A 22,421-nucleotide genomic window follows, 5' to 3' on the forward strand; every position below is an offset into this window, starting at 1 on the left:
GAAACGCCCGGTCCCATTCCGAACCCGGAAGCTAAGACCCACAGCGCCGATGGTACTGCACCCGGGAGGGTGTGGGAGAGTAGGACACCGCCGGACATAACATTAGTAGGGCCCTGACAATCACTGTCAGGGCCCTACCACTTTAACCACCACCCAACGTCAGGCATTAAGCCCCAGGCCGGCCCCCCACGGATAACAGCCACCCTCCCCAGGAACGACCGCCCACGCGTCCAGCCCGGAACCACCAGAAGTGAGCGCGCATCGGCTCAATCGCCGCCACAAAGGAGCGCGCGTCGGCCCGGGAAGGTGCACGCCTGGGCGGCGGTCGGGTGTGAAGATTGCCACGATGCGCCACTTCCGGGCCGGACTGTCCCGGTGGTTTATGGGGCTCGCCTAGAATTGATGAAGATGTACGGACTTCGAAGCGCTTGATTTCGGGTTGCGTAGGAAACGAAACACGGATACGAGCGGCTGCAGTTGCGCCAGTGGTCGGCTCACAACAGGAGGAATCCATCATGGCCGAGCACAACGGCGGCAACCGCGGAAACGACCGCGGAGCCTTCCGGGGAAACAACAACTCCGGCGGCGATCCACGCGGGTTCCGATCCCGCGCTAACCGCGACAACAATGACCGGGGCGCGGCCGGCGGCGGCGAGCGGAAGCCCTTCGGAGAGCGGAAGCCCTTTGGCGATCGTGACCGGAAGCCTTTCGCCGATCGTCCGCGCCGTGAGGGCGATGACCGCCGCGGGTTTGGCGGCGGGGAGCGCAAGCCGTACGGGGACCGGGAGAACCGGCCTTTCGGTGACCGTCCGCGCCGTGAGGGCGATGACCGCCGCGGGTTTGGCGGCGGGGAGCGCAAGCCGTACGGTGACCGGGACAACCGGCCTTACGGTGACCGTCCGCGCCGTGAGGGCGATGACCGCCGCGGGTTCGGCGGCGGGGGAGAGCGCAAGCAGTACAGTGACCGGGACAACCGGCCCTACGGTGACCGCCCGCGCCGCGACGACGGCGACCGCCGCAGCTTCGGCGGCGGCGAGCGGAAGCCCTTCGGCGACCGTAAGTCCTTTGGCGATCGTGACCGGAAGCCTTTCGGTGACCGGCCGCGCCGTGAGGGCGAGGACCGCCGCGGGTTTGGCGGCGGGGAGCGCAAGCAGTACAGTGACCGGGACAACCGGCCCTACGGTGACCGCCCGCGCCGCGACGATGGCGACCGCCGCAGCTTCGGCGGCGGCGACAACCGCAGGCCTTTCGGTGACCGGCAGGATCGGCAGGACCGTGACTCCCGCAGTTTCGACCGTGGTGAGGCACCCCGCGGTGGTGCACCCCGTAGCGACTCCGGTCCCCGTGGATTTGGCCGCGACCGCCAGGAGGACCGTCCGGCACGCGTTCCCAACGCCCGGGACATCCGCAGCGCCAACCGCCCCGACCGCGAACGCTCTCCGGAGATTGACGAGGACGTCACGGGCAAGGAGCTGGACCGCGCCACTCAGCACCAGATCAAGACCCTCGAATCGCGGAGCGCGGAGTGGGTTGCCCGCCACCTGGTCATGGCCGGGCGCCTGATTGATGACGAACCGGAACTGGCGTTCCAGCACGCATTGGCGGCAAGCCGCCGCGGCGGCAGGCTTGCTGCGGTCCGTGAAGCTGTGGGCCTCACCGCCTACGCTGCCGGCCACTACGGCGAGGCGCTCCGGGAATTCCGCACCTACCGGCGCATCAGCGGTTCCAACGTGCACCTGCCGGTGATGGCCGACTGCGAGCGGGGCCTGGGCCGGCCTGACCGGGCACTTGATGTGGCCCGGTCGGAGGAAGCCCAGGACCTGGACGCTCCCGGCAAGGTGGAACTGGCAATCGTGGCAGCAGGGGCCCGGAGGGACCTCGGCCAACTGGACGCCGCCGTCGCCGAACTTGAAATTCCGCAGCTGGACATGAACCGGGCCTTCTCCTACAGCCCCCGGCTGTTCCGCGCCTATGCTGATGCCCTCGCCGCCGTGGGCCGTGAAGCTGAGGCGGACAAGTGGCAGAAGCAGGCCGTTGTGGCTGAGAACGCGCTGGGCCAGGGAATCGACGAGGAGCCTGACATCATCGACCTCGGCTGGGACGAGGAGGAAGAGGCCCGCGAGGAAGCCGAGCGTCGCCGCAACCTGGAGCGCGCCTCCGTGGCCAGCCAGTCGGCCGCCGCTGCCGGTGCATCCACCGGTACAGCGGACGGCTCAGCCGGGGAAGCAACGGCCGACGCCGGTCCCTCCGTTGCTGCCCACGCCGGCACCGCTGCTGGTACCGATGAGGTCCACGCAGCCCGCCTCGACGACGCTGACATCGACGACCAGGAAGCGGACTACTTCATGTCCGACGATGCGGAGTCCGATGAAGACTCCGTGGAGCACGACGAACTGGACGGTTTCTCGGACAACGGCGATGCCCCGGACAACAGCGACGCTGCGGACACCAGCGGCATCCAGGGCACCGAAGACAACCAGGACAGCCGGGAAGACTGACACGAATGGCCGAAGTTCCCCTGATCTCCCTGTTCGATGCGCTCCTGGCCGATTTGGACGGAGTGGTCTACGCGGGTCCCCACGCCATTCCCGGTGCCGTGGAGTCGCTGCAGCGGTTGTCCGGCCTGGGAGTGGGGCTGGGCTACGTGACCAACAACGCGTCCCGCTCTCCGGCGCAGGTTGCGGCGCACCTGCGTGAACTGGGTGCTCCCGCGGAGGACAACCAGGTGGTTAGCTCGTCGCAGGCTGCGGCCGAGCTCCTGGCGTCGAGGCTGGCGCCAGGATCCCGGATCCTGATCACCGGAAGCCCGGCGCTGGCCCGCGAGATCGAACTGGTGGGCCTGGTCCCGGTTTACAGCCAGGACGAAAATCCCGTGGCAGTGGTCCAGGGCTTCAACCCGGACATTGGGTGGAAGGACCTGGCGGAAGCCACGTATGTGGTCAACGCAGGAGCGCTCTGGGTTGCCACGAACACGGACATGTCCATACCCCAGGCACGGGGAATCGCCCCCGGCAACGGAACGCTGGTGGCTGCGGTAGCCGCGGCAACCGGGCAGCAGCCGCTGGTGGCAGGAAAGCCGGAGGCGCCGCTCTTCCACTCGGCCGCCAAGCGGCTGGGTGCTGAGCGTCCGCTGGTGGTGGGGGACCGGCTGGACACTGACATCCTGGGCGGCAACAACGCCGGCTTTGCCACAGTGGCGGTGCTGACCGGCGTCGACACCCGGCAGACCATCCTGGCGGCACGCGCCGCCGAACGTCCGGACTACATCATCGAGACGCTTCCGGACCTGTACCGGCCCTACCCGGAGGTGACGCACGACGACGGCACCTACATGTGCGGGCGGGCTTCGGCCCGCGTGGCCAACGGCGCGGTGGGCATCATCGGCAGTCAGGACAGCCTGGATGCCTGGCGGGCGGCCTGCGCTGCGTGGTGGGCGGCGACCCCGGAAGCCACGGCTCCCAGGGCGCCAAAACTTGCCTGGCTGGATCATTAGACTGGTTGAATGACTGAGCTGACCGGACCCGACGCAGCAGCAGCCCAGCCTTTCCCGGACTGGCCGGAGGCAGCCGGCGCCGGCATCACGGATCCTGCCGTGGCGCGGGCCCTCGCCCGGCTGGCGGACCTGCCCCAGGCCCCCGTGGCAGAGCACGAAGCAGCCTACACCGCCCTGCATGACGAGCTCCTCGAAGCATTGAATGATGAGCACCCGGACGCCGTGCAGGCGGACACGCGGGCTACGGACGGCGGAGCCTGATGCCTGTACGCCTCGACCAGGCCCTGGTTGTGCGCGGCCTGGCCCGGTCCCGCACGCACGCTGCCGCGCTGATCGCCGAAGGAAAGGTCACGTCCGCCGGCAAAGTCCTGGCAAAAGCGTCCCTGCAGGTCGACGACGACCGGGACCTCGCCGTCGAACACGACGAAGAGGATACCTACGCCAGCCGCGCCGGGCACAAGCTTGCGGGCGCCCTGGACGCCTTTCCGGAGGTTACGGCAGAGGGCAAGCGGTGCCTGGATGCCGGCGCCTCCACGGGCGGTTTTACTGACGTCCTGCTGCGGCGGGGCGCGGCCTCCGTGGTGGCGGTCGACGTCGGGCACGGCCAGCTGGTGCCGCACCTCCGCAACGATCCGCGGGTGGCCGTCCACGAGGGCATGAACGTCCGGTACATCGAACCGGCGGACATCGGCGGACCCGCTGCCCTGACCGTCGCGGACCTGTCCTTCATCTCGCTCACCCTGGTGGTCCAGCCGCTGGCGCAGTGCACCGAACCCGGCGGCGACCTGGTGCTGATGGTCAAGCCGCAGTTCGAGATCGGCAAGGACCGGCTGGGCCGCACCGGCGTGGTCACCTCCGGGCGCGAACGCCGGCTGGCGGTGGAGAAAGTGGCGCTGGCGGCGTTCGACGCCGGGCTGGACCTCTGCGGTCTGGCGGCCAGTCCACTGCCCGGCCAGGACGGAAACGTCGAGTACTTCCTGTGGATAAGACGCAGGATCGGCACAGACTTGCCTAAGATCGAAGAGCGCGGGGCAGCAGTTGCTGCCTTGCTCGGACGTATCTGGCCGAACCACTAGAGAGCGGAACCTGATGAGCAGGCGAGTACTGGTCCTTGCCCACACCGGCCGCGAGGAATCCCTGAAGGCTGCCTGGGAGGCCTGCGCCCTGCTGCACGCTTCCGGCATTGTGCCGGTGATGCAGGAGTCCGAACTGGGGGACATGGAGCGGTTCTTCGGGCACCTCGCCCAGCCCGTGGAGGTCCTCCACGACCACGTCCAGCTGCCGGACGTCGAACTGGTGATGGTCCTGGGCGGCGACGGCACCATCCTGCGCGCCGCCGAGCTGGTTCGCGAGGTGGACGTGCCCCTGCTGGGCGTCAACCTCGGCCATGTGGGCTTCCTGGCGGAAAGCGAACGGGCGGACCTTGCCCAGACCGTCGACTGGATTGCCAGCCGCGAGTACACGGTGGAAGAACGGATGACCATCGACGTGCAGGTGTGGGTCCGCGGCCAAAAAATCTGGCACACCTGGGCCCTGAACGAGGCCGCGATCGAGAAAGCCAACCGTGAACGCATGCTGGAGGTGGTCACCGAAGTGGACGAACGTCCACTGACGTCCTTCGGCTCGGACGGCATCGTGCTCGCAACCCCCACTGGCTCCACCGCCTACGCCTTTTCGGCGGGCGGCCCCGTGGTCTGGCCGGAGGTGGAGGCCCTGGTGATCGTCCCCATCAGCGCCCACGCCCTCTTCGCCAAGCCCCTCGTGGTCTCTCCCCGCTCGAAGCTGGCGGTGGAGGTCCTGGGCCGCACCGACGCCCTGGGGGTCCTCTGGTGCGATGGCCGGCGCTCCGTGGACCTCCCGCCCGGCTCGCGCGTGGAAGTCACCAAGTCGGCCACCCCCGTCCGGCTGGCAAGGACCCATCAGACGCCGTTCTCCGCCCGGCTGGTCCGGAAGTTCGAGCTCCCCATCCACGGCTGGCGCGGCCCGGTGCCCAAGGCCGAGGCCATCCACACCGGGCCCATCCCGATCGTCCGGACGCCGCGGCCCATGCCGCCCCTCCAGGTGCCGGAACACGGCCAGCCCGATGCTGATCCCGATCCGTCGACCGCAAAGTGAAACGATGCTTGAAGAACTGAGAATCCGCGATCTCGGCGTCATCACCGACGCAACCCTGCCGTTGGGCCCGGGCCTGAGCGTGGTGACCGGTGAAACCGGTGCCGGCAAGACCATGGTGGTGACCGCCGTCGGCCTGCTGCTGGGCGCCCGCTCGGACGCCGGCGCAGTCCGGAGCGGGGCGAAGAGCGCCACGGCGGAAGCTGTGCTGAAGCTCGACGCCGGCCACCCGGCTGTGGCCCGCGCCCTTGATGCTGGCGCGGAAGCGGAAGAGTTCGACGGCGGCGCCGAGCTGATCCTGGCACGGCGCCTGGGTGCTGACGGCCGCAGCCGTGCGTTCCTGGGTGGCCGCGCCGCCCCCGTCGGGGTCCTGGCCGAGATCGGTGAAACCCTTGTGGTGGTGCATGGCCAGTCGGACCAGATCCGGTTGAAAGGGGCCGCCGCCCAGCGCGGTGCCCTGGACAAGTTCGCGGGGGAAGCCCTGGCCGGGCCGCTGGCCGCCTACCAGGACCTCTACAACCACTGGAAAGCCAGCCAGTCCGAGCTGGACGCGCTGCGCAGCGCCGCCCGCGACCGGCTGCGCGAGGCCGAATCGCTGCAGACTGCCCTGGCCGAAATCGACGAGGTGGATCCGCAGCCGGGGGAGGACGAGCTGCTGAAGGCCGAGGCGGTCAAGCTCGCCAACGTGGAAGAGCTGCGCATCGCCGCCAGCACGGCCCATCAGGCACTGATCGCCGAGGACTTCGGCGAGGAAGGCGACGCTACCACCCTGGTGGACACGGCCAAGCGGACCCTGGAACATGTGGCCGAACATGACGCCGAACTGGGATCGGCCGCCGCCCGCCTTGCCGAAGTGGGCTTCCTGCTCAACGACATCGCCACGGAACTGGCCAGCTACCAGGCCGGACTGGATTCCGAGGGCCCGGAACGGCTGGCGGAAATCGAGGACCGGCGTGCCTCGCTGGCCAAGCTGGTCCGGAAATATGCGCCCACCATCGACGAGGTGCTGGAGTGGGCGGAGAAAGCCCGGATCCGGTTCGACGAACTGCAGGACGATTCATCAAGGATCGAGGCCCTGGACGCGGAGGTGGTCCGGGCAGAGGTCGAGCTGAAGAAGCAGGCCGCCGCCATCAGCAAGATCAGGGCCAAGGCAGCCAAGGACCTTTCGGCCCGCGTCAGCGCCGAACTGAAGGCGCTGGCCATGGCTGATGCAACCCTGGTGATCACCCTGGAGCCGGCCGCCCAGCTTGGCCCGCATGGGGCGGACGAGATCGGCTTCCTGTTGCAGCCGCATTCCGGTGCGCCGGCCCGGCCGCTCGGCAAGGGCGCGTCCGGCGGTGAACTGTCCCGCGTCATGCTCGCCATCGAGGTGGTGCTGGCCGCGGTCGATCCGGTGCCGACGTTTGTCTTCGACGAGGTGGACGCCGGCGTGGGCGGACGCGCCGCCGTCGAGATCGGCCGCCGGCTGGCCATGCTGGCCCGGCACGTGCAGGTCCTGGTGGTGACCCACCTGCCCCAGGTCGCCGCCTTCGCGGACCAGCACATCACCGTCACCAAGACCTCGGTCCGGGGCGCCGACGGCGGCACGGCCACCGGGTTCACGTCCAGTGATGTGCGCCTCCTTGACGGCCCGGAAAGGGTCCGCGAGCTGGCCCGCATGCTGGCCGGGCAGGAGGACTCGGAATCCGCCCGGGCACACGCGCAGGAACTGCTGGATGACGCCAAACTCCTGCCACAGCGGGCCTGACGGCGCCGGCGCGCCGGAACCCAGCCGCCTCCCGCCGGTCCACAACCCTTGATCCACGGGCGGCCGGACCTGCAGACTAGGAGGTTTGGGGGACAGTTCCACCCGACCCGTGGAAGGCTCAATTGATGATAGGCTCGAATTCCGTGGTGCAGCGATCAAATTCCCGTGTAAATTCCCGGTTCCCGGGCTCATCCAAGACGACCAAACACATCTTCGTCACCGGTGGTGTGGCGTCCTCGCTCGGTAAGGGACTGACGGCTTCGAGCCTCGGCCACCTGCTGCGGGCACGCGGCCTGTCTGTAACTATGCAGAAGCTCGATCCCTACCTGAACGTGGATCCGGGCACGATGAACCCCTTCCAGCACGGTGAAGTCTTCGTCACGGACGACGGCGCAGAGACCGACCTGGACATCGGGCACTACGAACGCTTCCTCGACGAGAACCTTGAAGGTTCCGCGAACGTGACCACCGGCCAGATCTACTCCACGGTCATCGCCAAGGAACGCCGCGGCGAATACCTCGGCGACACCGTCCAGGTCATCCCGCACATCACGGACGAGATCAAGCGCCGCATGCGCCTGCCGGCCGAGGGCAAGAACGCCCCGGACGTCATCATCACCGAAATCGGCGGCACCGTTGGCGACATCGAGTCCCAGCCGTTCCTCGAATCCGCCCGCCAGGTGCGCCAGGACGTCGGCCGCACCAACGTGTTCTTTCTCCACGTCTCGCTGGTGCCCTACATCGGGCCCTCGCAGGAACTGAAGACGAAGCCAACGCAGCATTCCGTCGCCGCCCTGCGCTCCATCGGCATCCAGCCTGAGGCCATCGTGATCCGCTCGGACCGTGAAGTGCCCGAGGCGATGCGCGAGAAGATCGGCCGCATGTGCGATGTCGACATCGACGCCGTGGTCAACGCCGCCGATGCCCCCAGCATCTACGACATCCCCAAGACCCTCCACACCCAGGGCCTGGACTCCTACATCGTGCGCGCCCTTGACCTGCCGTTCAAGGACGTGGACTGGACCAGCTGGGACAAGCTGCTCGAAGCCGTGCACAACCCCAAGCACCACGTCGAGATCGCCCTCGTGGGCAAGTACATCGACCTTCCGGACGCCTACCTGTCCGTGACAGAGGCCCTGCGTGCCGGCGGCTTCGCCAACGACACCAAGGTGAAGATCCGCTGGGTTCCGTCCGACGAATGCGAAACGCGTGAAGGTGCCATCAAGGCGCTCGACGGCGTCAACGCCATCTGCGTCCCCGGCGGCTTCGGCATCCGCGGGCTTGAAGGCAAGCTCGGTGCGCTGAAGTTCGCCCGCGAAACCAAGCTGCCCGTCCTTGGCCTCTGCCTCGGCCTGCAGTGCATGGTGATCGAATACGCTCGCAACGTGGTGGGGCTGGAAGGCGCCTCCTCCAGCGAGTTCGAACCGGACTCCAAGTACCCGGTGATTGCCACCATGGAGGAGCAGCTCGAGTTCGTCGAAGGCCGCGGCGACCTGGGCGGAACGATGCGCCTGGGCCTCTACGAAGCCAAACTCGACGAAGGCTCGGTCATCGCCGGAACGTACGGCAAGACCACCGTCCGCGAGAGGCACCGCCACCGCTACGAGGTCAACAACAAGTACCGCGACCAGATCGCGGACAAGGGCCTGGTGTTCTCCGGGACCTCCCCGGACGGAAAGCTGGTGGAGTTCGTGGAGCTGCCCGCCGACGTCCACCCGTACTACGTGGCCACCCAGGCGCACCCGGAGCTGAGCTCGCGCCCCACCCGTCCGCATCCGCTGTTCGCCGGACTGGTCAAGGCCGCCCTGGACCACCAGGGCACCGGCACCGAGGCGGACCCTGCCGACACGGCTGCTGCCGGTGCTTCGGAAGCCCAGGCCTCCGGTACGGTAGCCGCTAAGTAGTTCCCACAACAGAAAAAGGACGGCGCGATGCCCGGTACACCTGAAGCCACCCATGTAGTGCAGGTTTCGGATGCACCGAGCCCGCGCCGTCTCTTGTCCACGGAAAAGGTCTACGAAGGCCGGATCTGGGACGTGGTCAGCGATACGTTCCAGCTGCAGGAGTCCGGCGAAGCCCTCACGCGCGACTACATCGACCACCCGGGCGCCGTGGCCGTCCTGCCCATGAACGACGACGGCGAGGTCCTGCTGCTCAGGCAGTACCGGCACCCCGTGGGGATGGACCTCTGGGAGATCCCGGCCGGCCTGTTGGACGTCGAGGGTGAGGACTTCCTGGTGGGCGCGGCCCGCGAGTTGGCTGAGGAGGCGGACCTCGCCGCCAGCACCTGGAACGTCCTTGCGGACGTCTTCAATTCTCCCGGGTCCTCCAGCGAGGCCATCCGCATCTACCTCGCCCGCGGACTGACGTTCGTTCCCCATCACGAACGCCACGAGCGGACGGATGAGGAAGCCGAGATCGAATTCCACTGGATCAAGCTGGACGACGCCGTGGCATCAGTCCTGGCCGGCCGGCTCCACAACCCCTCCGCCGTCGTCGGGATCCTGGCGGCCGCGGCAGCCCGTGCCAACGGCTACGCGGGCCTGCGTCCCGCTGACGCCCCGTGGCCGGAACACCCCAGCCAGCGGTAATGGTCCCCAACCCCTCCGTCGACGCTGCTCCTGCGGCCGGATCCGCCCCGGTACAGGACGTCCCCCCGGCAGCGACGCCCGCCGTACCCGCTGCGATCAGCCGCGGCATCACGGACTATCTCCAGCACATGGGCGTGGAGCGCGGCCTGGCAGCCAACACCCTTGCTGCCTACCGTCGCGACCTTGCCCGTTACGCCCGCTTTCTGGAATCCGCCGGTTGCCGGGCGCCGGAGGACATCACCCGCCAGCACGTGACCGGCTATGTCCGTGCGCTCTCGGACGGCTCTGACGGCGGTTCGGCACTGGGTGTCAGGTCAGCCGCACGGACGGTGGTGGCGGTCCGGGGGCTGCACAAGTTCTGGGCGCTGGAAGGCTACACACCGTCTGATCCCGCGGGCGACGTCCATCCGCCCATGGCAGGCAAGCGGCTGCCCAAGGCCATCAGCGTCGATGAGGTCACCAGGATCCTCGAATCAGCCGGGACGGACACCGCCACCGGGCTGCGGGACCGAGCACTGCTGGAGTTCCTGTATTCCACCGGCGCCCGCATCAGCGAGGCCGTCGGCCTGGACGTTGACGATATCTCCCTCGCCGAGGCCGAAGCGGGGCCGGCTATTGTGCGGCTCTTTGGCAAGGGATCCAAAGAGCGGCTTGTGCCGCTGGGCTCGTACGGAGCCAGGGCGCTGGACGCCTACCTTGTGCGCGGCCGCCCGCTGCTGGCCGCGAAGGGGAAGGGCACGCCCGCACTGTTCCTGAATGCCCGCGGCGGCAGGATCAGCCGGCAGAGCGCCTGGACCATCCTGAAGACCGCCGCCGACAAAGCCAACATCACCAAGGACGTATCGCCCCACACCCTGCGGCACTCGTTCGCCACCCACCTGCTCGAGGGCGGCGCGGATGTCCGCGTGGTACAGGAACTCCTGGGCCACGCCTCGGTGACTACCACGCAGGTCTACACGCTGGTCACCGCAGACACCTTGCGCGAGATCTACGCCGCCGCGCATCCCCGGGCACTCGGATGACCCGCCAGGGCGCCGCAGTTACACTGTGCTTCCTCCTTCGGGACACGCCCGGGGGCACGGAGGTGCTGCTCGGGATGAAGCGGACCGGGTTCGGCAAGGGAAAAATCGTTGGGATCGGCGGGCACGTGGAGCCGGGGGAGACTGACCGGGAAGCGGTCATCCGCGAAGTGTTCGAGGAAACCGGTGTTTCGGTGCAGCCGGAGGACCTTGTTGATGCCGGGGCAGTCCGCTTCGTTTTTCCGGCGCGTCCGGAGTGGAACATGGAAACCAGCCTCTTCACGGCCTGGACCTGGCAGGGCGAACCTGCTGAAAGCGACGAGATCGTCCCGGAGTGGTTCCCCACGGGCAGGCTACCGGCTGACCGAATGTGGCAGGATGCCGACCATTGGCTCCCGGTGGTTTTGGAAGGCGGACAGGTGAACGTGGTGGTCACCATGCATACAGACAATGAGTCGGTTGCCTCGTCCGAAAGCCTGCTTCCCTAACTTTTCTGCTGACGACGGCGGCCCGGCAGAAGGTGCCGGGCCGGCGTCGTGGTCTTCGTTTCTGAACGATTACGCCAGGTGCCGCTCCTCCGGACCGACGTACTCGCTGAGCGGCCGGATCAGGGAGTTTGAGTCCAACTGCTCCATGATGTGGGCGGTCCAGCCGGTAATGCGGCTGGCGACAAACAGCGGCGTGAAGGTGGCAGTGTCGAAGCCCATCAGGTGGTAGGTGGGGCCGGCCGGATAGTCGAGGTTGGGCTTGATGCCCTTGGCCTCGTCCATGGCATGTTCCAGGCCCTGGTACAGGCCCAGGATCTCAGGCCGGCCGTAATGGGCAATCATCTTGTCCAGGGCCGCCTTCATGGTGGGAACACGGGAATCGCCGTGCTTGTAGACCCGGTGGCCGAAGCCCATGACTTTCTTCTTCTCTGCCAGGGCGTTGTCCATCCATGCTTTGGCGCGGGCGGACGCTTCCTCCAGGGACTCCTGCGGGCGGATGCCGATCTCGTCGAAGGTGTGCATAACGGCCTCGTTGGCGCCGCCGTGCAGTGGCCCCTTGAGTGCGCCGATGGCGCCGGTGACAGCGGAGTGCAGGTCCGAGAGCGTGGAGGTAATGACCCGCGCGGTGAAGGTGGACGCGTTGAAGGAGTGCTCCGCGTAGAGGATCATCGAGACGTTGAAGGCCTCCACCACCTCGGGAACCTGCTCCTCGCCGAAAGTCATCCAGAGGAAGTTGGCGGAGTAGCCCAGGTCGTCGCGGGGATCAACGGGGGACTGGCCGCGGCGCCGCCGCTGGTCGTATGCCACTACGGCGGGCATGGCCGAGAACAAGTCGATCGCCTTGGCCATGTTGGCTTCCCGCGAGGAATCCTCGGCAAGGGGGTGGCGGGCGCCCATCACCGAGGCGGCCGTCCGGCAGACGTCCATGGGATGTGCGGTTTCGGGGAGGGCATCCACCACCTGCTTCACCACCGGGTCCAGGGGGCGCCCCGCGCGTTCCCTGGCAGTGAATTCCGTCAACTGGTCCTGCGTGGGCAGTTCCCCGTTCCACAGCAGGTACGCCACTTCCTCGAAGCTGCAGCGCGCCGCGAGTTCCTGGACCGGGTAGCCGCGGTAAAGCAGCGAGTTGGTGTCCGGATTGACTTTGGAGACGGAGGTGTAGTCCACCACGACGCCGGCGAGACCTTTTTTGATGTCCTGTTCAGCCATGCTGAAACTCCTTTGTTCCTGTCGCCTGTTGGATGCCGGCCGGAGCCGGCGGCTGGCCGGGTCAGTGCTCCCCGGGAATATGGAAGTTGAAGACCCCCGTGTCGAACCGGTTGTACCCCTCGTAGTCAACCAGTTCGTAGAGTCGGGCACGGGTCAACATGCTGCTGACCTGTGCTTCCTGCGTTCCGTCTGCCTTGATCGAGTCCAGCGTACGCTCCGCGGCGCCCATGGCACTACGGAGCAGCGTGACTGGGTAGATCACCATGTTCACGCCCACTGCCTGGAGCTGCCGGGTGGTGAAGAGGTCGCTTTTGCCGAATTCGGTCATGTTGGCCAGGATCGGCACGCGGACGGCATCGCGGATGGCCTGGAACTCGGCGAGGTCGCGCATGGCTTCGGGGAAGATCGCGTCGGCGCCGGCGTCCACCAGGGCACGGGCCCGGTCTTTGGCTGCCTGGAGTCCGTCGGTGGCGCGGATGTCGGTGCGGGCCATGATGAGGAAGTTGGGGTCGCGGCGGGCGTCGGCGGCGGCGCGGATGCGTTTGGTGGCGGTGTCCAGGTCCACGACGTTTTTGCCGTCGAGGTGGCCGCAGCGTTTGGGGTTGAACTGGTCCTCGATGTGCAGCCCGGCGAGGCCGGCGTTTTCGATTTCCTGGACGGTGCGGGCCACGTTCATGGGTTCGCCGAAGCCGGTGTCGGCGTCCACGATGGCGGGCAGGTCCGTCATCCGGGCGATCTGTCCGGCCCGGGTGGCGACTTCGGTGAGGGTGGTGAGGCCGATGTCCGGCAGGCCGAGGTCGTTGGCCAGGACCGCGCCGGAAATGTAGACCCCCGCGAAGCCCTTCTCCTCGATCAGCCTGGCCGAGAGGGGATTAAACGCGCCGGGGAACTGCGCGATAGTGCCCGAAGCAAGCAGGTTGTGGAAATCGATTCGCTTCTGCTCGGGCGTGACCTTCGAGTACAGCATCAGAAGAGTCCCTTGGGCGCGTTGTTGAGGTTGATGGCGCCGGGGGCGGCGGTGATGTTGAGCTGGTCGAGTTCCCCGGGGCCGAGTTCGGGGAGGCGTTCGACGGCGGCGAGGAACCGTTCGATCTCTGCCTCCTCCACGAGCCCGGCGGCGAGGGTGCGGAACTTGTGCACGTACTGTTCCCGTGCGAACGGGCGGGCGCCGAGGGGGTGGGCGTCGGCGACGGCGATCTCATCGGTGATGACATTGCCGTCGGTGAGGATGATCTCCACCGAGCCGCCGAAGGCCTTTTCGTTGATGTCCAGTGAGTGGTAGCGGCGGGTCCACTCGGGGTCTTCCTCGGTACTGACTTTCTGCCAGAGTTCCACGGTGTCCGGGCGGGCGGCGCGTTTGGGGGCGTAGGAATCCACGTGGTGCCAGGCGCCGTCCTGCAAAGCCACGGTAAAGATGTAGGGGATGGAGTGGTCCAGGGTTTCCCTCGATGCGGTGGGGGAGTATTTCTGGGGGTCGTTGGCGCCGGAGCCGATCACGTAGTGGGTGTGGTGGCTGGTCCTGATCAGCACCGATGCGACGTTGGCGGGGTCGGTGGCTTCAGGGTGTTCGCGGTTGAGTTTCCGGGCGAGGTCGATCCAGGCCTGGGCCTGGTACTCGGCGGAGTGTTCCTTGGTGTAGGTGTCCAGGATGGCCCGCTTGGCTTCCCCTGGTGTCGGCAGGGGAACCTGGTAGGAGGCGTCGGGTCCGTCGAGGAGCCAGGCGATCACGCCGTCTTCGCCTTCGTAGATCGGGACGGGGGAGGTCTGGCCGCGCATCGCCCGGTCTGCGGCTTCGACGGCCATCTTCCCGGCGAAGGCGGGGGCGTGGGCCTTCCAGGTGGAGATTTCGCCCTTGCGGGACTGGCGTGTGGCGGTGGTGGTGTGCAGGGCCTGGCCGACGGACTGGAAGATGGTTTCGACGTCGAGTCCCAGGAGGGTGCCGATCCCGGCGGCGGCGGAGGGGCCGAGGTGGGCGACGTGGTCGATCTTGTGCTTGTGCAGGCAGATCGCCTTGACCAGGTTCACCTGGATCTCGTAGCCGGTGGTGATGCCGCGGATGAGGTCATGGCCGCTGGATCCCACGTGCTGTGCGACGGCAAGGATGGGCGGGATGTTGTCGCCGGGGTGGGAGTAGTCCGCGGCGAGGAAGGTGTCGTGGTAGTCCAGTTCCCTGACGGCCACGCCGTTGGCCCAGGCGGCCCATTCGGGGGAGACGCGTTCGCCGATGCCGAAGACCTTCGCGCCCGTCCCGCCGGTGCTCGGCGCGTGGGCCAGTGCCTGCGCCCGGGCGGCGACGATCGGGGCACGGTTCAGCGAGGCGATGGCCACTGAGGCGTTGTCGATGATCCGGTTGATCACCATCTCCGTGACTTCCGGGGTGACGTCGACGGGGTCGGCGGCTACCACGGCGATTTTGTGCGCCAGCTGCTCCTCCCGGGGCAGGTTCTCTTCGCTCTTGTATACGCGGACGTGGTGTTCCTGGACCATGGGGCTCCTTCTACAGGGATGGCGAGGCGGTTTTGATGTGGGCAAGGCTGCGGTGCAGGTGCATGATGGTGGCAGCTTCGGCAAGCCGCGGGTTCCGGTCCGCGATGGCCCCGGCGATGGCCGCGTGCTCGGCGGCCGCAGCGGACAGCCGGTCGGTGTTGTCAGCTGCCATCCGGCGGATGCGCACCAGGTGTACCCGCAGGCTTCGCATGGCCTGCACCAGGTACGAATTGGCGATGGCCGCATCGATGGCTTCATCCAGCCTGCCCGCCAGCCCGTAGTAGTCGTGGATGCCGGATGCGGAGCCGGTGAGGAGTGCCGGCGCTGCCAGCAGTTGGTCCTGCAGCCGGCGGAATGTGGCAGGCTCGCCGCGCTCGGCGGCAAGTGCAGCGGCGCGGCCTTCCAGGATCCCGCGGAGCTCGAAGAGCTCGTCGATGTCGGCGAGCGAGATGCCGGTGACCACGACGCCCCGCCCGCCAGGGGCCGTCAGGCCTTCCGCCGTGAGGCGGCCCAAGGCTTCCCGGAGCGGAGTGCGGGAGACGCCCAGGCGTTCAGCCTGCTCCACTTCGGCCAGCAAAGTACCGGGCGGCAGCCGCCACTCGACGATGTCATCGCGCAGGACGGCGTACGCCCGTTCACTGGCCCGCATCGCTGCTCCTTTCGCTCCTACGATTCACCACTGTATACACAAAGCGGACTAAAAGCGTCCTTTTTGGCGGAAAACAGATGAGGTGCGGTTTCGTGTATACACATGCGGCCGGGGGCTACCTGCCGCTCCAGCGGTACTCGTTCTCCGGCCTCCCGGGCGTGCCGTACCGTGCAGTGCGGGAGACGGTGCCTGCGTCGGCAAGGTATTCCAGGTAGCGGCGGGCAGTAACCCGGGACATCCCGAGCGCGTCCATCACCTCGGTGGCGGACACCGCATCCTGGTGCCCCTTCAGGAACTCCTGAACGGACTCCAGCGTGGACACGGACAGCCCCTTCGGCAACGGCAGTTCCGAGGGCGCACGCAGGCTGGCGAAGGCCTGGTCCACGTCGCTTTGGGATGCCGCGGATTTCCCGGACCCCGAGTGGGAGCCTGCCAGTTGTTGCCGGAACTGCCGGTAGCTCTCCAGCTTGTCTGCGAAGGTGGCGAACGTGAACGGCTTGATCAGGTACTGCACCACGCCGATGGCCACTGCGCTGCGCACGATGGCCAGTTCCCTGACCGCCGTGATCGCAATGATGTCGGCAAGAATGCCGGCGGCACGCATCCTACGCGCAATGTCCAGGCCGTGGAGGTCCGGCAGGTTCATGTCCAGCAGGACCAGTTCCACAGGTTTGCCTGCCGCCGAGAACTCGTTCAGCAGCCGGAGCGCGGACTGCCCATCTGGAGCGGTTCCGGCGAGCTCGAATCCAGGCAGCCTCCCCACATACGCCGCATGCGCGGCGGAGGCAATGGCCTCGTCCTCCACCACGAGGACCCGGATGTCGCTCACGCGTCGCGCTCCTTCCCCGGAGGTACCGCCGCGGGCAGGAACACTTCGAATTTGGCACCGCGCCGTCCGTTGATGGTCAGCGTACCTCCCAGCCGCTGCACCGCCTGGCGGACAAGGGCGAGGCCGATGCCGCGGCCGCCGGAACCCGCGGGCTTGGTGCTGTAGCCGTGCCGGAAGATGTTGCCGGCTGCCGCCGCCTCAAGGGGCGCCCCGGTGTCGTGGACGGCGATGTCCAGTCCTTCGTCATCGGACTCCACCGTCAGCTCCACCCGTCGGGGCGGGGCTCCGTCAGCCGCAGCATCTATGGCGTTGTCCAACAGGTTCCCCAAAATGGTCACCAGATCCTGCACGGCTATGCCGGCCACTGTTCCGGACCCAAGAGTGGCCACATCCAGCTGGACGCCCCGCTCATGGGCTTCGGCCACTTTGCCCATGACCAGGGCGCTGAGGACCGGTTCGTCCACGGATCCCACCATCTCGTCCGTCAATTGCTGGCTGAGTTCCAGGTCCCTGGTGGCGAAGTCCAGGGCTTCCCGGGTGCGGCCCAGCTCCAGGAGCGAGACCATCGTGTGCAGCCGGTTTGCATGCTCGTGCGTCTGTGCCCGCAGCGCGTCCGAAAGAGTCCGCATGGTTTCCAGTTCATTGCCCAGGGACTCGATCTCCGTCCTGTCGCGGAGCGTGGCCACGGTGCCGTACACCGCGTTCCTTCCGCGCCGGTCAGGCGTTTCGGGGCCTCGTGCCGGTCCCTGGTTGATGACCAGCACGCGGGAGCCGGTGAGGACGATCTCGTCCTTGGCGGTGCGGCCGGACTCGAACAGGCCCCGAAGCCCCTCGTCGAGGGGCAGGTCGGCCAGTGCCGGCGGGCGGGTAGGGTCCTTGCTGCCGGCCTCGTCCAGGCCCAGGAGCTCGGCGGCCTGGTCGTTGTACATCACCACCCTGCCCTTGGTGTCGATCAGGATGAGTCCTTCGCGGACCGAGTGCAGCACGGACTCGTAGTAGGCGAACAGCTGGGCCAACTGCTCCGGCCCCCAGCCGCGGGTGACCCGGCGGAGGTACCGGCCAAGCAGCCAGGAGGCCCAGGATCCGCCCCCCAGCAGTGCCAGCCCTATTGCCAGAAGGGCAGGCAGGCGCGCTGCGAAGGCCACGTCCAGCGTGCCTACCGTGACGCCGGCGGCAACGAGCGCCCTGACGTTGCCGGCACCATCCTTCACGGGGACGATCGTCCGCACGGATGGCCCCAGGGTGCCGGCGGTGACCTCGGTGAGTTCCCCGCCCTGCAACGCGGCGTCGATGGAACCGATGTACGGCCGCCCCACTTCCTCCGGCCGCGGGTGGGTCCACCGGGTGCGGTCCGGGGCCATGATGGTGATGAAGTCGACGTCGGCCGCGGCCATGACGTCCATGGCGTACGGCTGCAGCAGGGCTGAGGGATCCGGCGATGCGGCGGCCTCAAGCACCAGGGGGCTGGCGGCAATTGAGCTGGCAATGCCCGCCATCCGCAAGCCGGCTTCGTCATACGTCCGCTCACGGGCGTCGATGTACGTGGCAGACCCCACGATGGCGATGAACACCACCACGATCAGGAGGTTCGCGACGAAAAGCCGCCGGGCGATGCTCCAGCGCTGGATCATGTCTACCTCCGGCCAAGTTGGTGTGCCGCGACCAATATGAACGCAACGGTGAGCTGGGTCACGGCGTAACCAATGATGGATATCACACCGGAGGACGCGTGGAGCCCAGAGAATGTGCCGCAGCGTCTATCAGATTATCCATATAAGGAGACACATCATGGCTTCTCAACGAGGAGAGTCGCTCGACACCGTGAAGTCGCGGCGCAAGGGCATCGACAAGTCGCACTACCTCTACATCGCCGTCATTGCCGCCGTTATCCTCGGCGCCGTCGTCGGCCTGATGTTCCCCGAGGTGGGCAAGTCGCTCAAGCCGCTGGGTGACGGGTTCATCAAGCTGATCAAGATGATGATTGCGCCCATCATCTTCTGCACCATCGTCCTGGGCATCGGTTCCATCGCCAAGGCCGCCACGGTGGGCAAGGTCGGTGGCCTGGCACTGGGATACTTCGTGCTCATGTCTACGTTCGCGCTCGCCATCGGCCTGGTGGTTGGCAACCTGATCCACCCGGGCGAGGGCCTGAAGCTGGCGCCGTACGATCCTTCCAAGAAGGCGGAAGTGGACAGCACCGTCGCCTTCCTCCTCGGGATCATCCCGGGCGACATTCCGGTCCTTCCGACGCTCTTTGCCGCGCTCCTCGTAGGTTTCGCCCTGCAGAAGATGGGCCCGCAGGGCGCGCCGGTACTCAAGGCCATCGGCCACGGCCAGGCTGTCGTGTTCCGTATCCTCATCATGATCATGTGGCTGGCCCCCGTGGGCGCCTTCGGTGCCATCGCCGCCGTCGTGGGAGCCACCGGTTTCCAGGCCATCGTCAGCATGTTCACCCTGATGGCCGCCTTCTACATCACCTGCGCACTGTTCATCGTCATCATCCTGGGCGGTCTGCTCAAGATTGTGTCCGGAGTCAACATCTTCAAGCTCATGAAGTACCTGGGCCGTGAGTACCTGCTGATCTTCTCCACATCCTCTTCCGAAGCTGCCCTGCCCCGCCTGATCGCAAAGATGGAGCACCTCGGCGTCTCCAAGCCGGTTGTGGGCGTGACCGTACCCACTGGCTACTCCTTCAACCTTGACGGCACGGCCATCTACCTCACCATGGCATCCCTCTTCGTTGCCAACGCCATGGGAACTCCGCTGGACCTCGGCGCACAGATCTCCCTGCTGATCTTCATGATCATCGCCTCCAAGGGCGCCGCCGGTGTCACCGGTGCCGGCCTTGCCACCTTGGCTGCGGGCCTGCAGGCCCACAAGCCGGAACTGCTGGGCGGCGTGGGCATGATCGTGGGCATTGACCGGTTTATGTCCGAAGCCCGTGCGCTGACCAACTTCACCGGCAACGCCGTAGCCACCGTCCTGATCGGCACCTGGGTCAAGGAAATCGACGGCAGCCAGGTCGACAGCGTCCTCTCCGGCCAGGAGCCCTTCGACGAAGCAACCATGCTGGCCCACCACCATGGTGATCCCGCTCCGGAGCAGGCCGAAGCTCGCCCGGTTCCGGTCAACGCCTGACCCCGGCCCGCTACTGGAAACCGCCCCCGCAGCCAACGCTGCGGGGGCGGTTTTGCGTACGCGGACGGACAACCTTCGACCTCTACTAGAGGGTCAGGCTCACCATTCGCGGAAAGTCAAGTTCCGTCGAATACCGTGTCGGCCCCTGTAGCCTTGGGGAGAAGAAGGAACGGCGCTGGCCATCCAGCGGCAGGACATCCCCGTCATCGAAAGTGTGGACAGATACGTGAGCAGCGAACAGGGTTCAGCAACTCTGGAAGGCACCGCATTCGACCTGGACAACGCGGTGATGGGCCCCACGGGGCGCCCATACCGCGAGTTCCCGGAGCCCGCGCCGCTTTCCTCCCACGGTCCGGCCCGCGTCATCGCCATGGTGAACCAAAAGGGCGGCGTCGGCAAGACCACCTCAACCATCAACCTGGCAGCGGCCCTGGCCGAGTACGGTCGCCGGGTGCTCCTGGTGGACTTCGACCCGCAGGGTGCGCTGTCCGCCGGCCTGGGCGTCAATCCGCACGAGCTGGACCTCACGGTCTACAACGTCCTCATGGACCGCAAGGTGGACATCCGACAGGCGATCCACCAGACGGGCGTGGACAACGTGGACCTGCTGCCAGCCAACATCGACCTCTCCGCAGCCGAAGTCCAGCTGGTCAACGAAGTTGCCCGCGAGCAGGTGCTGGACCGGGCGCTGAAGAAGGTCGAAGACGATTACGACGTCGTCCTCATCGACTGCCAGCCGTCGCTTGGCCTCCTGACCGTCAACGCCCTCACCGCGGCACACGGGGTCATCATCCCGCTGATCTGCGAGTTCTTCGCCCTGCGCGCCGTGGCCCTGCTGGTGGAAACCATCGACAAGGTCCAGGACCGGCTCAACCCCCGCCTGCAGGTGGACGGCGTCCTCGCCACCATGTACGACGCCCGCACCCTGCACAGCCGTGAAGTCATCACCCGGCTGGTGGAGGCCTTCGGGGACAAGGTCTTCGAAACCGTGATCAAGCGGTCCATCAAATTCGCCGACGCCACCGTCGCTGCGGAACCCATCACCAGCTACGCCGCCACCCACGTGGGCGCCGACGCGTACCGCCGGCTCGCCAAGGAACTGATCTCGCGCGGCGGAGCGCCGTAGCCATAGCCGTGGCCGACCCCAAGCCCGGCTTCGAGGTGCGGCTGGCCAACTTCACGGGTCCTTTCGACCTCCTGCTGGGCCTCATCGCCAAGCATCAGCTGGACATCACCGAGGTGGCGCTCGCGACGGTGACCGACGAATTCATCAGGTACATTCGCAAGCTGCAGGAACTCGGCGAGGAATGGGCCCTCGACGAGGCCAGCGAATTCCTCGTGATCGCGGCAACGCTGCTGGACCTCAAGGCCGCCCGGCTGCTGCCCGCCGGGGAGGTGGAGGATGACGAGGACATTGCGCTGCTCGAAGCCCGCGACCTGCTCTTTGCCAGGCTCCTCCAGTACAAGGCCTTCAAGCACGTGGCAGGCCTGCTGGGCGAGACCCTCCACCAGGAAGGGCAGCGCCTCCCCAGGCAGGTGGCGCTGGAGGAACACTTCGCGCGGATGCTGCCCGAACTGGTGTGGAAACACACCCCGGAACAGTTCGCCGCCCTGGCTGGGGCGGCCCTCCGGCCCAAAGCCCCACAACCCACCGAGGTGGGGACCGCCCACCTGCACGGCAGCCAGGTCAGCGTCAAAGAGCAGGCGGAGATCCTGGGACTGCGTCTGCAGCAGGACTCGCCGCAGACCTTCCGGGCGCTGATTTCCGACGCCGACTCCACCCTGGTGGTGGTGGCCCGCTTCCTGGCGCTCCTGGAGCTCTACCGGGACAAGGCGGTCTCCTTCGACCAGCTTTCACCCCTGGCCGACCTGGCCGTCCACTGGGCCGCCGGGCTGGGGGACTGGTCAGCCGAAAACCTGAGCGAGGAATACGAGGTGCAAGCATGAACGAGCAGCTGCCGGACGGCTCAATGCCCGGGCAGTCGGTCCATGACCTGCCCGGCGGGGCCAAGGCTGCACTGGAGGCAGTACTGATGGTCCTCGACCAGCCGGCCACCGAGGAGGAACTGGCCGCCGGGCTCGACCTGACGGTCGACGACGTCAAAACCCTGCTGGCTGAACTGGCGCTCGAGTATAACGGCTATACTGGTAAGGCCCCGGATACGGAAACGGCCAGCACGCCTGGTTTTGGTTCCAGCCCCCGGGGTTTTGAATTGCGGAACATCGCCGGTGGCTGGCGCATCTACTCGCGGGCAGAATTTGCTGACATCGTCGGCAAATACGTGCTCGAAGGGCAGACTGCCAGACTCACCCAGGCGGCATTGGAAACACTCGCGGTCATTGCTTACCGCCAGCCGGTTTCCCGGGCAAGGGTGTCTGCGATTCGCGGCGTCAACGTTGACTCTGTTGTACGGACACTGGCCCAGCGCGGGCTGATCGAGGACGCGGGAACGGATCCCGAGTCCGGGGCAATCCTTTACCGGACCACCTCCTACTTTTTGGAGCGTCTGGGAATCAGCTCAGTGGCGGACCTGCCGCAGCTGTCCCCGCATCTGCCGGGGCTGGAAGGCATCGCGGAGTTCTACGACGCTGAAAGAATGTAGGCCGCGGCCTGCACAGGAATTATTTATCAGGGCAGAGTAAATCTGCAGGGCTGGCT

At 67.0% G+C, this 22,421-nt stretch carries 20 protein-coding genes and 1 rRNA gene; 15 read left to right on the top strand and 6 right to left on the bottom strand.

Annotated elements, in window-relative coordinates; genetic code table 11:
* From rrf to AC5RUO_RS19170, 11 genes are all read left to right on the top strand, one after another.
* A 5S ribosomal RNA gene (gene rrf / locus AC5RUO_RS19120) occupies window positions 1–96 on the top strand; the annotation flags it as partial.
* Window positions 97–515: 419 nt separating this feature from the next.
* Window positions 516–2,498, top strand: coding sequence for a hypothetical protein (locus AC5RUO_RS19125; RefSeq protein ID WP_494104372.1), 1,983 nt, complete (start codon window positions 516–518; stop codon window positions 2,496–2,498).
* A gap of 5 nt (window positions 2,499–2,503) precedes the next feature.
* The gene (locus tag AC5RUO_RS19130) at window positions 2,504–3,493 is read left to right on the top strand and encodes an HAD-IIA family hydrolase (RefSeq protein ID WP_494104373.1); all 990 of its coding nucleotides are present in this window, start codon (window positions 2,504–2,506) and stop codon (window positions 3,491–3,493) included.
* Between the two features lie 9 nt (window positions 3,494–3,502).
* The gene (locus tag AC5RUO_RS19135; RefSeq protein WP_494104374.1) at window positions 3,503–3,754 is read left to right on the top strand and encodes a hypothetical protein; all 252 of its coding nucleotides are present in this window, start codon (window positions 3,503–3,505) and stop codon (window positions 3,752–3,754) included.
* Window positions 3,754–4,569 (top strand): TlyA family RNA methyltransferase, encoded by an 816-nt coding sequence (locus tag AC5RUO_RS19140; RefSeq protein WP_494104375.1) that lies wholly within the window; start codon window positions 3,754–3,756, stop codon window positions 4,567–4,569. Before AC5RUO_RS19135 ends, AC5RUO_RS19140 begins: the two co-directional genes overlap by 1 nt.
* A gap of 13 nt (window positions 4,570–4,582) precedes the next feature.
* Window positions 4,583–5,608, top strand: a complete 1,026-nt coding sequence (locus AC5RUO_RS19145; RefSeq protein ID WP_494104376.1) for an NAD kinase — start codon at window positions 4,583–4,585, stop codon at window positions 5,606–5,608.
* A 4-nt stretch (window positions 5,609–5,612) separates the two neighbouring features.
* A complete protein-coding gene (gene recN, locus AC5RUO_RS19150) occupies window positions 5,613–7,352 on the top strand; it encodes a DNA repair protein RecN (RefSeq protein WP_494104377.1) in 1,740 nt (579 codons plus the stop codon).
* A gap of 125 nt (window positions 7,353–7,477) precedes the next feature.
* The gene (gene pyrG / locus AC5RUO_RS19155; protein WP_494011994.1) at window positions 7,478–9,256 is read left to right on the top strand and encodes a CTP synthase; all 1,779 of its coding nucleotides are present in this window, start codon (window positions 7,478–7,480) and stop codon (window positions 9,254–9,256) included.
* Between the two features lie 27 nt (window positions 9,257–9,283).
* A complete protein-coding gene (locus AC5RUO_RS19160; RefSeq protein ID WP_494011993.1) occupies window positions 9,284–9,943 on the top strand; it encodes an NUDIX domain-containing protein in 660 nt (219 codons plus the stop codon).
* Window positions 9,943–10,965: a site-specific tyrosine recombinase XerD gene (xerD, locus tag AC5RUO_RS19165; protein ID WP_494011992.1), complete on the top strand. Its 1,023-nt coding sequence runs from the start codon at window positions 9,943–9,945 to the stop codon at window positions 10,963–10,965. The genes AC5RUO_RS19160 and xerD overlap by 1 nt, the downstream gene beginning before the upstream one ends.
* A complete protein-coding gene (locus AC5RUO_RS19170) occupies window positions 10,962–11,450 on the top strand; it encodes an 8-oxo-dGTP diphosphatase (protein ID WP_494011991.1) in 489 nt (162 codons plus the stop codon). The genes xerD and AC5RUO_RS19170 overlap by 4 nt, the downstream gene beginning before the upstream one ends.
* A 69-nt stretch (window positions 11,451–11,519) precedes the next feature.
* On the opposite strand, the gene AC5RUO_RS19175 is transcribed toward AC5RUO_RS19170, so the two are convergent.
* From AC5RUO_RS19175 to AC5RUO_RS19200, 6 genes are all read right to left on the bottom strand, one after another.
* Window positions 11,520–12,659: a bifunctional 2-methylcitrate synthase/citrate synthase gene (locus AC5RUO_RS19175; RefSeq protein ID WP_494011990.1), complete on the bottom strand. Its 1,140-nt coding sequence runs from the start codon at window positions 12,657–12,659 to the stop codon at window positions 11,520–11,522.
* Window positions 12,660–12,720: 61 nt separating this feature from the next.
* Complete coding sequence (prpB, locus tag AC5RUO_RS19180) at window positions 12,721–13,626, bottom strand: methylisocitrate lyase (protein WP_494104378.1); 906 nt, start codon at window positions 13,624–13,626, stop codon at window positions 12,721–12,723.
* Window positions 13,626–15,146, bottom strand: a complete 1,521-nt coding sequence (locus AC5RUO_RS19185; RefSeq protein WP_494104379.1) for an MmgE/PrpD family protein — start codon at window positions 15,144–15,146, stop codon at window positions 13,626–13,628. Before AC5RUO_RS19185 ends, prpB begins: the two co-directional genes overlap by 1 nt.
* A gap of 10 nt (window positions 15,147–15,156) precedes the next feature.
* Window positions 15,157–15,795 carry a GntR family transcriptional regulator gene (locus AC5RUO_RS19190; RefSeq protein WP_494011987.1) on the bottom strand — a complete coding sequence of 213 codons (639 nt, stop codon included), beginning with the start codon at window positions 15,793–15,795 and terminating at the stop codon, window positions 15,157–15,159.
* A gap of 115 nt (window positions 15,796–15,910) precedes the next feature.
* Window positions 15,911–16,624: a response regulator gene (locus AC5RUO_RS19195; protein WP_494011986.1), complete on the bottom strand. Its 714-nt coding sequence runs from the start codon at window positions 16,622–16,624 to the stop codon at window positions 15,911–15,913.
* Complete coding sequence (locus AC5RUO_RS19200; RefSeq protein ID WP_494011985.1) at window positions 16,621–18,255, bottom strand: sensor histidine kinase; 1,635 nt, start codon at window positions 18,253–18,255, stop codon at window positions 16,621–16,623. Before AC5RUO_RS19200 ends, AC5RUO_RS19195 begins: the two co-directional genes overlap by 4 nt.
* A gap of 157 nt (window positions 18,256–18,412) precedes the next feature.
* Between AC5RUO_RS19200 and AC5RUO_RS19205 the strand changes: the two genes are divergently transcribed.
* From AC5RUO_RS19205 to scpB, 4 genes are all read left to right on the top strand, one after another.
* On the top strand, window positions 18,413–19,762 hold the full coding sequence (locus AC5RUO_RS19205; protein WP_494104380.1) for a cation:dicarboxylate symporter family transporter: 1,350 nt from the start codon (window positions 18,413–18,415) through the stop codon (window positions 19,760–19,762).
* A 226-nt stretch (window positions 19,763–19,988) separates the two neighbouring features.
* Entirely contained in the window at window positions 19,989–20,888 is a 900-nt protein-coding gene (locus AC5RUO_RS19210) for a ParA family protein (protein WP_133352394.1), read from the top strand.
* Between the two features lie 8 nt (window positions 20,889–20,896).
* A complete protein-coding gene (locus AC5RUO_RS19215; RefSeq protein WP_494104381.1) occupies window positions 20,897–21,709 on the top strand; it encodes a segregation and condensation protein A in 813 nt (270 codons plus the stop codon).
* Window positions 21,706–22,365, top strand: a complete 660-nt coding sequence (gene scpB, locus AC5RUO_RS19220) for an SMC-Scp complex subunit ScpB (protein ID WP_494104382.1) — start codon at window positions 21,706–21,708, stop codon at window positions 22,363–22,365. The genes AC5RUO_RS19215 and scpB overlap by 4 nt, the downstream gene beginning before the upstream one ends.
* Window positions 22,366–22,421 lie beyond the last annotated feature (56 nt).

The sequence above is a fragment of the Arthrobacter sp. Y3221087 genome, assembly GCF_059089905.1.